This is a genomic window from Streptomyces sp. NPDC127038 (assembly GCF_042725875.1).
In the GTDB taxonomy this organism is placed as follows: Bacteria; Actinomycetota; Actinomycetes; order Streptomycetales; family Streptomycetaceae; genus Streptomyces.
Genome location: NZ_JBHXDQ010000061.1, coordinates 14,503 through 27,786 on the forward strand (window position 1 = coordinate 14,503; position 13,284 = coordinate 27,786).

The window sequence follows — 13,284 nt, forward strand, 5'->3', positions numbered from 1 at the left end:
CACGGGCCCCGGCACCCTCCCCCCTTACGACGACACAAGCACCTACCGAACAAGGAACACGCATGCCTGCGACCGACACGGCGACGGCTCCTCCGGCACGGCAGACCCTGCCCGCCGAGGAGCGCCACGCCACCGAACTCGCCTTCCTCGCCGCCCACGACACGGGCCCGCGCCCGCCCGGCTGGCGGCTGACACCCCGGGCGGTGATCACCTTCGTCTGCGGCAGCGGCGGCGAGCCCCTCACGCTCGAAGCGCACCACGACACGCTGCCGGACCGGCTGGTGATCGCTCCCAAGTTCGTCGGCGAACGCGCCCTGGTGGAACGGTGTGTCGTCACCCTCGCCGGAGAGCGCGGTCTGCTGCTGGTCGGCGAGCCGGGCACCGCCAAGTCGATGCTCTCCGAGCTGCTGTCCGCCGCCGTCTGCGGCACCAGCGCGCTGACCGTCCAGGGCACCGCGGGCACCACCGAGGACGCCCTGCGCTACGGCTGGAACTACGCCCTGCTGCTCGCCCAGGGGCCGACACCGACCGCTCTGGTCGACTCCCCCGTGCTCGCCGCCATGCGGGGCGGCCGGGTGGCCCGCGTCGAGGAGATCACCCGCTGTCTGCCCGAGGTGCAGGACGCGCTGGTGTCGATCCTGTCCGACCGGCGGATGAGCGTGCCCGAACTCGCCGGCACGGACGACGCCCAGGTCGCTGCCGCCCCCGGCTTCACCGTCATCGCCACGGCCAACCTGCGCGACCGCGGTGTCTCCGAGATGTCCGCCGCGCTCAAGCGCCGCTTCAACTTCGAGACCGTGCACCCGATCGCCGACGTCGACGCCGAGACCGCCCTCGTCCGGCGTCAGGCCGTCGCGGCCGTCGAGCGGGCGGGAGCCGCCTTCGGTGTCGACGACGCGGTCCTCGACGTGCTGGTCACCGTCTTCCGCGACCTCAGGGCCGGCCGGTCCGCCGAGGGCTGGGACGTGGAACGGCCCGGCACGGTCATGTCCACCGCCGAGGCGGTGCAGGTCGCGGTCTCCCTCGGCGTGGCCGCCGCCTACCTCCCGGGCGCCGACTCCCTCGACCTGGTCCCCGGCCACCTGCTGGGCGTGGTCCGCAAGGACGACCCCGCCGACCACGCGCGTCTGCTCGGCTACTGGGACGGCCCGGTGCGCCGCCGCGCCGAGGACGGTTCCGCGCTGTGGCGCAGGCTCTGGGACCTGCGGGAGAACCTCCGGTGACGTACACCCAGGATCCACGGGCGGCCGTCACCGCCCTCGCCGGTTCCGTGGCGCCGTACCTGCTGGGCGTACGGCACCACAGTCCGGCGCTCGCGGCGGCGGTGCCCGCCCTGCTCGACGCCTGCGGCGCGCAGGTCGTGTGCGTGGAGCTGCCCGCCGACTTCCAGGCGTGGCTGCCCCATCTGGCCGCCCCGGGCACGCTGGCGCCGGTCGCGCTCGCCGGAGCGGGTGCGAACGGCCGGCTCGGCTTCTACCCGTTCGCTGACTTCTCCCCGGAGCTGGCCGCGGTCCGCTGGGCGCGGGAGCGCGGAGCGGACGTGGTGTGCTGCGATCTGCCGATGTCCGATCCGCGGTGGGCCGAGGCCGGGGCCGTCCCGTCGGGTGACACGCGGACCGCGGTGGCCGAGGAGGCACCCGTGGCCGCGTCCGTCTCGTTCGGGAGCGCGCTGGCCGCTTCGGGGACCGGTCGTGACGGTGACGATCTGTGGGACCGGTGCGTGGAGGTCCTCGCCCCAGGTTCCACCACCGAGGCGATCCGCCGGGCCGCGCTCGGGGTCGGCTGGGCGCTGCGCGGCGACGCGGAGGCCTCGGGCGGCGTACCGGCGCTGGATCTCGCCCGTGAGGCCCATATGCGCGAGACGATCGCCGGGGCCTCGGCGGACGGGCGCCGGGTCGCGGCCGTCGTCGGCGCGTTCCACGCCCCGGCACTGACGGCCCCGGCCCCGGCTCCCGGTCTCGCGCCGGATACGGGCGGGGGTACGGGTGCGGGTGTGATCGCCACGGTGGCGGCGGCCGGTCCCCGCGGCGTCGGCGCCGGGAACCCCCAGGTCGTCACCTCCCTCGTCCCGTACGCCTTCGATCTGCTGGACTCCCGTTCCGGGTACCCCGCGGGCATCCGGGACCCGCGCTGGCAGCAGGCCGTGTTCCTGGCCGGGGGCGACCCCGAGCGGGTACGGGACGCGGCCGCGCGGGCGGTCACCGATGTGTGCCGGGAGCTCCGTTCGGCCGGGCACGCGGCCGGGACCGGCGAGGCGGCCGAGACCCTGCGGATGGCGGGCGACCTCGCGCGGGTGCGCGGACTCGCGGCACCGGGACGGAGCGAGGTCGTCGAGGCGCTGACCAGCGTGATGGGCCAGGGCGAACCGCTGGGCCGCGGCCGGGCCCTCGCCCGGGCCCTCGAAGTGGTCATGGTCGGCACCCACCGGGGCCGGATCGCGCCGGGCACACCGCGCTCCGGGCTGGGCCCGAGCGTGGAGGCGGAGGCCACCGCGCTGCGCCTGCCGGGGCCGGACGACCCCGCGACGCGCGAGGTAAGGCTGGACCCGCTCCGCTCCGCTCTCGACGGCCGCCGCGAGGTACTGCTCCAGCGCCTGGCCGTGTGCGGCGCCGGCTACGGGGAGACCGTGGCCGTGACCGGCACGGGCGACGGGGCCGCCCTGACCACCCGGTGGCGGGTGGCGTGGACGCCTGCCGTCCCCGTACGGCTGGACCTGGCGGGGATACGAGGGGTGACCGCGGCCCTCGCCGCCGAGGGCACCCTGCGCGAGACCTTCCGCCAGGAGTCCGCCGACGGCGGTCCCACCTGCGCGCAGGTCCTCACGGCCCTGGGCGCGGCCGCCCGCTGCGATCTGCCGGAGCTGGTGGCGGAGCGGCTCGCCGACGCCGCCGCACTCCTGCCCGCCGCGGCCACCCTGCCCGAACTCCTCGCCGCGCTCGACCTGTTGGAGGCACTGTGCCGGGGCCATCTCCCCGGCACCGGCCCTGACACCCGGCGGGATGCGGCCGAACTGGCCACCGCACTGCTGGAGTCGGCGGTCCGCACCCTGCCCGGCCTCGCGGGCAGCGACCGGCCCGAGGACGCGGCGGCGCTCGTCGAGCTGGCCTCGCGGGCCGGTGATCACCGCCTCGGGCTGCGGATGGACGACGCGCTCGCCACGCTCGCCCGCACGGGATCTCCCCTCGTCCAGGGTGCCGCCCTGGCCGCCCGGGTGCTGCTCGACCTCGACGACGCCGCCGGCCTCGGCGCGCGTGCGGCGGGCTGGATCGACACGGCCACCGGACCGGAGGCACGCCAGGCGCTGAGCCGGCGGCTCGGGGGTCTGCTCGGTGGCGCGGCCGCGCTGCTCCAGTCGGCGCCGACGGCGCTCGACCCGCTCCTGAACCGGGTCGACACACTCACCGACCAGGGGTTCCTCGACCGGCTGCCCGCCCTGCGCGGCGGCTTCGACACGCTCACTCCCGCGGGCCGCGACCGGCTCCTGCACACCGTGACCGAGCGGCTCGGTGACCGTCTCGACCTGTCGCTCACCGCCTCGCCGCGGCTCCTCGCCCTGTGGACGGCCGCGGACGCGGCGGGACGCGCGGCCCTCGACGCGCTGGGCCTGCCCGTAGCGACGGACCCCGCGCCCTCGCCGGACCAGGGCCTCCACGCGAACCCCGCGCCGGGGCCGCGCACGCACCCCGCCGGGGTGGAGCGGCCCGCGTCCGCGCTCTCCGCCACGCCGCACGCCTCCACGAGGGCCGTCGCGGAGGCCGAGGAGGCGCCCGCCGCTCCCCGCATCACGCCCGCAGACCGCTGGCGGCTGCTGCTCGGCCGGGAGACCGAGAGCCTCCCGCCGGGCGCCCGCCGGTACGCGCACGCGCTGGACGAGCTGTACGGCACCGGCCGGGGCGAGGGCTCATCCGACCTCGACCGTGAGGGCGCGGCTCCGGGCCGGGGCGGCGGCCGCGAGGCCTCGTTCCCGACGGCCCGTGACTGGGCCGAGGAACTCCGGGCGCTGTTCGGGGAGGAGGTCCGCGAGGAGGTGCTTGCCCGCGCCGCCGACCGGGGCCGCAACGACGTACTGGCGGAGCTCGACCCCGCCTCGGTCCGCCCGTCGGTCGACCTGCTGACCTCGGTGCTGTCCCTCGCGGGCGGGATGCCGGAGAAGCAACTGGCCGGCCTGCGCCCCCTCGTACGCCGTCTGGTCGACGAGCTGGCCAAGGAGCTCGCGACCCGGATGCGGCCGGCCCTCACCGGGCTCACGACACCCCGCCCCACCGCACGGCCCGGCGGACGGCTCGACCTGCCCCGCACCCTTCGGGCCAACCTCGCGCACGCGCGCCGGAACGCCGACGGACGCGTGACCGTGGTGCCGGAACGGCCGGTGTTCAGCACCCGTTCGCGCAAGGAGGCGGACTGGCGTCTGATCCTCGTGGTCGACGTGTCCGGGTCGATGGAGGCCTCCGTCGTCTGGTCGGCGCTGACGGCGGCCGTCCTCGGTGGCGTGCCGACCCTGTCCACGCACTTCCTCGCGTTCTCGACGAACGTGATCGACCTGACGGACCGGGTCGACGACCCGCTGTCGCTGCTCCTGGAGGTACGGGTCGGCGGCGGCACCCACATCGCGGCCGGGCTCCGCCACGCCCGTTCCCTGGTCACCGTCCCGAGCCGGACCCTCGTGGTGGTCGTGAGCGACTTCGAGGAGGGCTACCCGGTGGGCGGACTCCTCGGCGAAGTGCGGGCCCTCGCGAGTTCCGGGGTGCACCTGATGGGATGCGCCGCCCTGGACGACACCGGCAACCCCCGCTACTCGGTGCCCGTCGCGCAGCAGCTCGTCGCGGCCGGTATGCCGGTGGCCGCGCTCAGTCCTCTCGCCCTCGCCCGCTGGGTGGGCGACCGTCTCCGCGGAGATGTCCGATGAACACCGAACTGCCCCCGGTGGCGCCCGATGTGGCCGCCTCCGCCGTCGAGGGTCTGACCACCAGGCTCCGCAAGAAACTGGACGCGGCGATCGAGTCGTACGCGGCCCTGCCCGTCGTCGCCGACGGCACGGTCCTGCGCGTGCGGTGCGGTGAGGACTCGGAGGTCGTCCTCACGCCCGGGGCCTCCGGGTCCGTGACGGACGCGGGCCAGGCGGTGTGCAGTTGTCTGCTCGCTCCCCGGTGCCTGCACCGGGCCGCCGTCCTGGGCTCCTGCCCGCCGGCCGACGCGGAGGCCGAAGGGGACGCCGAGAGTGACAGCGTGCCTTCGTCGGCCGCCGGCACGGCCCTCGGCCCGGCCCTGGGTTCCGGGCCCGACGTGGGTGCCGACGCGACCCTCGGCTCAGCCAGTACCACCGACGCCGCCCTCAACTCCTCCGCGACCGGCGCGGTTCCGGCGCCGCCGACCACGGCAGCGCCCGGCGCTTCGGACTCCGTTCCGGACGCGGTCCCGACCGCCGTGCCGCCCGCCGGCGAGAACGGCGCGGGGCCGATCTCGGAAGCGGTCGCGGAGCAGGAGAAGCCCGTTCCGCTCACCGCCGCGCAGCGGGCCGCCGCGTCCCAACTGTGGTCGGCGGCAGCGGCGTTGCTCGCCGCCGGGGTGCCCGCCGCCGGAGCCGTCCCCCAGGCCGAGCTGCTGCGGGCCGCGCACACCGCCCGGCTCGCCGGGCTGCACCGCGCAGAGGCGGCCGCGCTGCGGGTCGTACGGGGGCTGCGGGGCGCGCGGGCCCGTCAGGACGGCCACCGGCTGGCCGACCTCGTCGCGCAGATACGGGAACTGCTGCTCACCACCGCCCTGTTGGGCACGGCGGAGCCGGAGCCGGCGCTGATCGGCACCGCCCGCCGCGCCTACCGGCCGGGCGGCAGCCTGCGCGTCCACGGGGTGTGCAGCGAGCCGGTGATCGCCGCCACCGGCTACGGCGGTGTCGTCACCCATGTCGTCTCGGAGGACGGCCGCTGGTTCTCGGTCGCCGACGTCAAGCCCGGCGGACCGGCTCGCGCGCAAGGGGCGGCCACCGCCACCGTGGCGCTCGGCTCCGGGAACCTCGACCACGCCCAGCTGTCCCGGGGCGGACTGCTGGTCTCCGGCGCGACGGTGTCAGCCGACGGCCGCCTCGGCTCCGGCAAGGGGGTGCGGGCGACACCGCTGACCGGTGTGCCGTGGACGTCGGGGCCGCTCGCCGCGCTCTTCGCCCGTCCGCTCGCCGATCTCGTGGCCGAGCGGCTCTCCGTGGCGCCGGACGCCGACCCGGAGCGCGCCGAGCAGGCGGTACGCGAGCTCGTCGGCTGCGACCTGGTCCTCGTCGGGACGGCCGGGGACCAGTTGATCGCCCGGGAACTGCCCTCCGGGCGGCCGGAGGCGGAGGGCGTCCTGCTACGGCTTGCCCCGGCCGCCGAGCACCCCGGCCTCGCCCACACGGCCAACTTCCGCCGCCTCGCGTCCCGGCCGGGACTGCGGCTGCGGGTCGTCGGGCGCCTGGACCCCGACCGCGCCGCCACGCTCCGCCCGCTCGCCGTCGCCCCGCTGCCGGGAACGGAGGCGACGCTGCGACTGCCCGCGGAGTGGCGGGGCCACGCCGATCTGGGCTACGACCGGCTGGAGGGCGCGCACTTCCCCCCGGCGGACGTGGTGTCCGCCGACGCCGTGCCCCGGCCGGACAGCGGCAGCGGCGAAGCGCGGGACCTGCTGGAACAGGCCCCGCTGTGGCGGCTGCGGCGGCTGGTGGAGGTCGCCGTGTCGGGTGGCCGCAGGGCCGTCGCGGAGCCCGCGCGCGACGGCGATCCGCGCGGGGACGGGCCCGCCCTGCGGCGCGGCGGCTTCCACACCGCCGCCGGGCTGGCGGCCGCTCTGGCCGCGGAGGCCGACCGGCGCACCCGGGACGTCTTCGGCCGTACGGGGGAAGCGGACCCGGACCGCTACGCGCGGGCCTGGCTCGCCGCCTCCGTCTATCTGGCGGGCGTCGAAAGGGCCCTGGTGCGGGCCACCTGGCAGCCGGGGGCCGCCGGTTCCTGATCAGTCGTTCAGCCGGGGCAGACGCACCACCTGGACGAAGAAGTCGTCGATCTGGCGGACGGCCGCGATGAACTGGTCCAGGTCGACGGGCTTGGTGACATAGGCGTTGGCGTGGAGCTTGTAGCTGCGCAGGATGTCCTCCTCCGCCGCCGAGGTGGTGAGGACCACGACCGGGATGTGGGACAGGGCCGGGTCCGACTTGATCTTCTCCAGGACCTGCCGGCCGTCGTACTTGGGCAGGTTGAGGTCGAGGAGGATCAGGTCGGGCCGCGGCGCGTCGGCGTGGGCCGCCCGCCGGTAGAGGAAGTCGAGCGCCTCCTCGCCGTCCCGCACCACGTGCAGGGTGTTGCCGATCTTGTTGTCCTCGAACGCCTCCCGGGTCATCAGCTCGTCGCCCGGGTCGTCCTCGACCAGGAGGACGTCGATGGGGGTGCCGGCGGGAGTTGTCATATCAGGGCCTTGTCCTCGGTGCTGTCGTGAAGGGTGTCCGCCGTCTCGGCGGACGGGATGGTGAAGCAGAAGCGCGTGCCGTCGGTGTAGGCCGTGTCGATCCAGATGCGGCCGCCGTGGTACTCGACGATCTTCTTGCACAGTGCGAGGCCGATGCCGGTACCACCGTAGGCGTCGCGGCTGTGCAGCCGCTGGAAGATGACGAAGACCTTGTCCTCGAACTCGGCGGGGATCCCGATGCCGTTGTCGGTGACGCAGAACCGCCAGGATCCGGAGTCCTCCGGGTCGCGTTCGCAGGTGACGCCGATGTGCGGCGGGCGGTCGGGGTGACGGAACTTGACGGCGTTGCCGAGCAGGTTCTGCCAGAGCATGGTGACCAGCGTCGGGTCGCCGACGACCTGGGGAAGCTCCGCGGGCCGGTCGACACGGGCACCGCTGTCGGTGACCGAACTGTCCAGATTGGCCAGTGCCTTGTCGAGCGTCCGGTCCAGATCGACCGGCAGGCGGGCGTCGTTGACCCGGCCCACCCGGGAGAAGGTGAGGAGGTCGTTGATGAGGATCTGCATGCGTTTGGCGCCGTCGACGGCGAAGTCGATGTACTGGCGCGCGCGGTCGTCGAGCTGGTCGCCGTAGCGCTTCTCCAGCAGCTGGCAGAACGAGGCGACCTTGCGCAGCGGTTCCTGGAGGTCGTGGGAGGCGACGTAGGCGAACTGTTCGAGTTCGGCGTTGGAGCGGCGCAGTTCGACGGCCTGCGCGTCCAGGTCGGCGGTCTGCCGTCTCAGGATCTCGCGCTGCTCGCGGGAGGAGTCGAGTTCGGAGACGATCCGCTGCCGCATGTTCTCGACGTCGCGTGCCACGGCGGTGAGATCGACGGGTCCGCCACCGGTGATGGCATGCTCGAAGTCGCCTCCGGCCACCCGGCGGGTGGCGATCCGCAGGTCGTCCAGGGGACGGGTCACCAGGACCCGGACGAGGACCGTCAGCACCACTCCGGTCAGCAGGAACACCACGACCATGGCGCTGAGCACGAGGTCCCGGAACGTCCGCGAGGACGCCAGCTGGTCGCGGCCGTCCTCGACCGCCTTCGCCAGCGCGGCGATCTGTCCGGCCGAGGCGCCGCGGATGCGGTCGAAGGACTTCTTGCCGCGTTCGGCGGTCGCCGGGTCGATGGGGTGCGGCTTGCCCGGGGTGATGCCGGCGACGAGGGGTTCGGCGTAGGTGCGCCGCCAGTCGGCCGCCCGTTTCTCGACCGTCGTCAGGCCTTCGAGGAGTTCGGGCCGGTCGCCGATGAGGGTCCGCATCCGGGCGACGGCGTGCGCCTCGTCCTCGCGGCCCTGGGCGTAGGGGGCGAGGAACTGGCGGTCGGCCGCGATGGCGTATCCGCGGATCCCCGTCTCCTGGTTCACCAGGGCAGCCTGGAGCCGGTACGCCTCCGTCTGCGCCGGTTCGACGTCCAGGAGCAGATGGTCGGTGACCGAGGCCGTCCGCTGGAGCAGCGCGGCGCCGACCCCGGCGCCGACCACCACCAGCAGCGCCATGAGCGCCAGTACCAGTCTGATCCAGCCCTGCACCGTCAGCCGGTGTCCGGCCCACCGCCCGCCGGTCATGTTCCCTGTCCCGTCCTCGGAGTCATCGTTGTCGCGTATGTCTTTCACAGCCGTCAGCCCCAGCGCAGATAGAGCACGGCGACGTCGTCGGCGAGGCCGCCCTGGGTCTCGGCCAGCGCCTCGGCCCGGCCGATCAGCCCGTCGACGAACTCGGCCGGCGCGCGGTCGGCCAGTTCCCGGGCCACCGCCAGCAGTCCTTCCTCGCCCAGCCGCTCCGTGCCGCGGCCGACGCGGCCCTCGAAGAGTCCGTCGGTGAACAGCACCATGGCCGTGCCCTCCGGGAAGGCGAGGTCCGCCACGGGCCAGCGCGCCCCGCCGGGCACGATCCCGAGGGCCGGACCGCCCTCGACCTCCACCCACTCGACCCCGCCCGTCCCGCACAGCAGCACGCCGTGATGGCCGGCCCGAACCATCCGGACCCGCCGTCCTCCGGGGCCGATGCTGAGGACGACCAGGGTGGCGAAGACCCCCACCTTGGCCCGCTCGGCCAGCAGGATCTCCTCCAGCCTGCCCACCTGGTCGGCGCCGGTGACACCACTGAGCACGAGGGTCCGCCAGGCTATGCGTAGCGCCACCCCGAGCGCGGCCTCGTCCGGTCCGTGCCCGGAGACGTCGCCGATCAGGGCGTGCACGGTGCCGTCGGCGCTCTGCACGATGTCGTAGAAGTCCCCGCCGAGCAGGGCGTGTGCCCGACCGGGCCGGTACCGGGTCACGACCTCCACGCCGTCCCCGCGCAGCAGCGGGCGGGGAAGCAGCCCGCGTTCCAGACGGGCGTTCTCCTGGGCCTGCATCTGGCTCGCCTGCAGGGCCACCGCGTCGCGTTCGGCCTGCTTGCGCTGGATCGCGTAGCGGACCGCCCGTCCGAACAGCTCCGGCTCGACCCGGCCCTTGACCAGGTAGTCCTGGGCGCCGGCCGCCACGGCCGCCAGCCCGGTCCCCTCCTCGGCGAGGCCGGTGAGCACCACGACGGCGACGTGTTCGGCGCGTTCACGCACCCGCGACACCGCCTCCAGGCCCTGCGCGTCCGGAAGGTGCAGGTCGAGCAGCACACAGTCCGGAACCTCGGAGATGAGCACGTCGCAGGCCTCGGCCATCGAGCGTACCCAGCGCAGGCGCATGCCGAGCGCGCTGTCGGCGACCATCTCCTCCACGAGCAACGCGTCGCCCGGGTCGTCCTCCACCAGCAGCACCGACGGCTCGTCCGTCCCCCAGGCCGCGGCGCGGTCCAGTTCTGGCGAAGCCACGCCGGTAGCCCCGGGCTGCGACGTCATCATCGAATGAACCCCCACACCCGCCACCATTCCGCCGCTTCATGACGGACAACCCCGCGAGCATACTCAGGCGTGTGCCGACGCACGCGAACAGGACTTCTCCACCGGCGCACCGGCGGAAATCCGTTACCTCGGCGGGCGGGAAAGGGCCCAGACTCGGCGTATGACCGAGATGGCGGCGTTCCGGGAGGCGGTCACCGCCTGGGCGGCGGGTGGCCCTGGTGACCTCGCGCGCGAGCGGGCCGCGGGGCTCGCCGTGCGGACGGTCGTCCTGGTCGAGGGGCCGAGCGATCTCGCGGCGGTCGAGGCGCTCGCCGAACGCCGCGGGCGGGACCTGGAGGCCGAGGGAGTCTGCGTCCTGGCGATGAACGGGGCCATGAGCGTCGGGCGCTTCGCGCGTCTCCTCGGGCCGGGCGGCCTGGGGCTGCGGCTCACGGGACTGTGCGACGAGGCGGAACGGGGCTACTACGCCCGCGCCTTGGGCCCGGACGGCCCCGACAGCCCCGACAGCCCCGACAGCCCCGACAGCCCCGACAGCCCCGACGTGAACGGGGCACGGCGGCAGCGGTTCTTCGTCTGTTCGGCCGATCTGGAGGACGAGCTCATCCGCGCGCTGGGGGTGCCCCGGGTGGAGGAACTCGTCCGGGCGGAGGGGGATCTGCGCGCCCTGCGGACCTTCGTCCGCCAGCCCGCGCAGCACGGCCGCTCCCCGCACCGGCAGTTGAGACGTTTCCTCGGTACGAAGAAGGGCCGCAAGATCCGCTACGGCCGCGTCCTCGTCGAGGCCCTCACCCCCGACCGCGTACCGGCCCCGCTGGACGACCTGCTCGCCGACCTGTGAACACGGCGGAACGCGCGTAGCCACGACGAGCCCCGTTCTCCCCCGCGCACCACGCCATGCACGACTTCACGAAAGACGGGAAGTCGTACTGACGGAATGTCACCATGGCCCCGGAACCCGTCAGCGCCCGCCCGTACGACCCCGTACTCCTCTCCCCTCCCCCGTCGGCCTCGGCACAGCGCGCCACCGCTCGCTCGCAGCCCATCTCCTCGACTCAACTCAGCAGCTGCGGGAACCCGTTACCCGCGGCTGGGCCGGCCCGGTCAGCGGCACAGCCGGAACAGGAGCACACCCATGCGCCTCTACGCCCAGACCCCAGCGCGTCGCGGTCGTCAGATCGTCGCCGATGTGATCGCCCTGCTGCTGATCGCGTGCGCGGTGAAGTTCGCCCTGGTGGTCCATCACGCGATCATGCTGCTGGCCGAGCCGGGGAAGGAGGCCCGGAACGCGGGCGACAGCCTCGCCGGCGGCCTCCACGACGCCGGTGACGCGGCCTCGAAGGTCCCGTTCGTCGGCGGCCAGCTACGGAAGCCGCTCCGGTCCGCCGCCGACGCCGCCAATGGCCTGTCCGACGCCGGACAGTCGCTGGAGAACCTGGTGGGCCGTGTGGCCCTGCTGGCCACGATCGCCCTGATCGTCCTCTCCGTGGCCTTCGTCCTGCTGCTCTGGCTGCCGCCGCGACTGCGCTGGATCCGGCGCAGCGCCACGACCCGCCGCCTCCTCGACGCCCCCGGCGGCGCCGACCTGCTCGCCCTGCGCGCGCTGACCGGACGCCAGCGCGACCTCACCGAGATCCCCACCCCACCGGGCGGCCTGGCCGACGCCTGGCGACGAGGCGACCGACAGGTCATCGAGGACCTGTCCCGCCTGACCCTCAGGCAGGCGGGCCTCCGCCCCTGACGACGACATGCGCTGAGGCGAGAGCCAAGGCCAGGGCAACGGCGACGAGGGTGGGTGCGAGCGTCGGCCCTCAAAATTCGTTCGCGGACCGCCCTGTCGGCGGATAGACAAGGGCGATGACAGGCGACGGCTCCAGGAAAGAGCGTGAGGAACGGTCGGGTCTGGTGGTGCGGATCCCGGAGGCGGAACCCGCTGTCCGGGCGTGGCGGGACCGGCTGGACCCGGCCGTCCGTGCGGGCATGCCCCCGCACGTCACGGTGCTCTTCCCCTTCCTCCACGAGAGCCTCATCGACGGCGCCGTCCTGGCCGTCCTCGAGGAGGTGATCGGGCGTCATCAGCGCTTCGAGGCCAGGTTCGAGCACTGCGCGCGGTTTCCCGGGATCCTGTATCTCGCGCCGGAGCCCGCCGCCCCGTTTCGCGCGCTCACCGAGTCCGTCGTCGGCCGGTGGCCCGGGAATCCTCCGTTCGGCGGGGAGTTCGACGACGTCGTGCCCCATCTGACCGTCGCCCACGGGCACGAGGACGCCGTTCTGGACGAGGCGGAGGCCGACATCCGGGGACGGCTTCCCGTCGTCGCACGCGTGGCGGCGGTCGAGCTCATGGTCCACGACGGAGCGCGGTGGCGGCGTAGGGCGGTGTTCGGGCTTCGGTGAACCTCGGTTGTCGGGTCGTGTCACAGATGGGCGGGCTGTCTCGTCTCGGGGGTGCAGGCCATACCGAACGAGGAGTCCACGATGGAAGCACGACTGAACTACTTCGCCGACCCGACCGCGGGCAGGGTCCTCAAGCACCTGATGTCCGCCGGAAAGCTGCTGACGGACTCGGCGCTGCCGGCCGCGACGCGGGAGCTGGTGGCGCTGCGGGTGAGCCAGATCAACGGGTGCGCCGTCTGCGTCGACATGCACACCAAGGAGGCCGCGGCCGCCGGGGAGACCGCGGTACGGCTGAACCTGGTCGCCGTCTGGCGGGAGGCCACGGTCTTCACGGAGGCCGAACGCGCGGCGCTGGAGCTGGCGGAGGAGGGCACCCGGGTCGCGGACGCCGCCCACGGGGTCGGTGACGAGGTGTGGGCGAACGCCGTCAAGCACTTCGACGAGGAACAGCTCACGGCTCTGGCGACACTGGTCGCCTTCATGAACGCGGTGAACCGGCTGAACATCATCGCCCGGCAGCCGGCCGGCGACTACGAGCCGGGACGGTTCCACTGAACGGGACGGCGACCGGGCGGGACGGGGCA

The 13,284-nt window shown here is 74.4% G+C and carries 10 protein-coding genes; 7 read left to right on the forward strand and 3 right to left on the reverse strand.

Going from position 1 to position 13,284, the window contains the following annotated elements:
• Positions 1-62: 62 nt before the first annotated feature.
• The 3 genes from ACFWI4_RS31910 to ACFWI4_RS31920 are packed head-to-tail and all read left to right on the forward strand — an operon-like array spanning position 63 to position 6,978.
• On the forward strand, positions 63-1,223 hold the full coding sequence (locus ACFWI4_RS31910; protein WP_387203369.1) for an AAA family ATPase: 1,161 nt from the start codon (positions 63-65) through the stop codon (positions 1,221-1,223).
• A complete protein-coding gene (locus ACFWI4_RS31915) occupies positions 1,220-4,906 on the forward strand; it encodes a DUF5682 family protein (RefSeq protein WP_387203372.1) in 3,687 nt (1,228 codons plus the stop codon). Before ACFWI4_RS31910 ends, ACFWI4_RS31915 begins: the two co-directional genes overlap by 4 nt.
• Positions 4,903-6,978 (forward strand): hypothetical protein, encoded by a 2,076-nt coding sequence (locus ACFWI4_RS31920; RefSeq protein WP_387203375.1) that lies wholly within the window; start codon positions 4,903-4,905, stop codon positions 6,976-6,978. Before ACFWI4_RS31915 ends, ACFWI4_RS31920 begins: the two co-directional genes overlap by 4 nt.
• Here the strand turns inward: ACFWI4_RS31920 and ACFWI4_RS31925 are convergent, their stop codons facing one another.
• The 3 genes from ACFWI4_RS31925 to ACFWI4_RS31935 are packed head-to-tail and all read right to left on the reverse strand — an operon-like array spanning position 6,979 to position 10,306.
• The gene (locus ACFWI4_RS31925) at positions 6,979-7,428 is read right to left on the reverse strand and encodes a response regulator (protein ID WP_385393235.1); all 450 of its coding nucleotides are present in this window, start codon (positions 7,426-7,428) and stop codon (positions 6,979-6,981) included. It abuts the gene before it with no gap.
• Positions 7,425-9,035, reverse strand: coding sequence for an ATP-binding protein (locus ACFWI4_RS31930; RefSeq protein WP_387203378.1), 1,611 nt, complete (start codon positions 9,033-9,035; stop codon positions 7,425-7,427). The genes ACFWI4_RS31925 and ACFWI4_RS31930 overlap by 4 nt, the downstream gene beginning before the upstream one ends.
• Positions 9,036-9,088: 53 nt before the next feature.
• The gene (locus ACFWI4_RS31935) at positions 9,089-10,306 is read right to left on the reverse strand and encodes a PP2C family protein-serine/threonine phosphatase (RefSeq protein ID WP_387203464.1); all 1,218 of its coding nucleotides are present in this window, start codon (positions 10,304-10,306) and stop codon (positions 9,089-9,091) included.
• 163 nt (positions 10,307-10,469) lie between these two features.
• Between ACFWI4_RS31935 and ACFWI4_RS31940 the strand changes: the two genes are divergently transcribed.
• From ACFWI4_RS31940 to ACFWI4_RS31955, 4 genes are all read left to right on the forward strand, one after another.
• Entirely contained in the window at positions 10,470-11,147 is a 678-nt protein-coding gene (locus ACFWI4_RS31940; RefSeq protein WP_387203381.1) for a TOPRIM nucleotidyl transferase/hydrolase domain-containing protein, read from the forward strand.
• 294 nt (positions 11,148-11,441) lie between these two features.
• Positions 11,442-12,047, forward strand: a complete 606-nt coding sequence (locus ACFWI4_RS31945; protein WP_387203384.1) for a hypothetical protein — start codon at positions 11,442-11,444, stop codon at positions 12,045-12,047.
• 116 nt (positions 12,048-12,163) lie between these two features.
• Positions 12,164-12,700, forward strand: a complete 537-nt coding sequence (locus ACFWI4_RS31950; RefSeq protein ID WP_387203387.1) for a 2'-5' RNA ligase family protein — start codon at positions 12,164-12,166, stop codon at positions 12,698-12,700.
• A gap of 81 nt (positions 12,701-12,781) precedes the next feature.
• Entirely contained in the window at positions 12,782-13,255 is a 474-nt protein-coding gene (locus ACFWI4_RS31955; protein WP_387203390.1) for a carboxymuconolactone decarboxylase family protein, read from the forward strand.
• The last annotated feature ends 29 nt before the right edge of the window (positions 13,256-13,284 follow it).

Bases quoted from the DNA above. Each gene is read 5' to 3' on its own strand.
- ACFWI4_RS31910 (WP_387203369.1), top strand. From the start codon at position 63: ATGCCTGCGACCGACACGGCGACGGCTCCTCCGGCACGGCAGACCCTG.
- ACFWI4_RS31920 (WP_387203375.1), top strand. From the start codon at position 4,903: ATGAACACCGAACTGCCCCCGGTGGCGCCCGATGTGGCCGCCTCCGCC.
- ACFWI4_RS31925 (WP_385393235.1), bottom strand. From the start codon at position 7,428: ATGACAACTCCCGCCGGCACCCCCATCGACGTCCTCCTGGTCGAGGAC.
- ACFWI4_RS31930 (WP_387203378.1), bottom strand. From the start codon at position 9,035: ATGACCGGCGGGCGGTGGGCCGGACACCGGCTGACGGTGCAGGGCTGG.
- ACFWI4_RS31935 (WP_387203464.1), bottom strand. From the start codon at position 10,306: ATGACGTCGCAGCCCGGGGCTACCGGCGTGGCTTCGCCAGAACTGGAC.
- ACFWI4_RS31940 (WP_387203381.1), top strand. From the start codon at position 10,470: ATGACCGAGATGGCGGCGTTCCGGGAGGCGGTCACCGCCTGGGCGGCG.
- ACFWI4_RS31945 (WP_387203384.1), top strand. From the start codon at position 11,442: ATGCGCCTCTACGCCCAGACCCCAGCGCGTCGCGGTCGTCAGATCGTC.
- ACFWI4_RS31950 (WP_387203387.1), top strand. From the start codon at position 12,164: ATGACAGGCGACGGCTCCAGGAAAGAGCGTGAGGAACGGTCGGGTCTG.
- ACFWI4_RS31955 (WP_387203390.1), top strand. From the start codon at position 12,782: ATGGAAGCACGACTGAACTACTTCGCCGACCCGACCGCGGGCAGGGTC.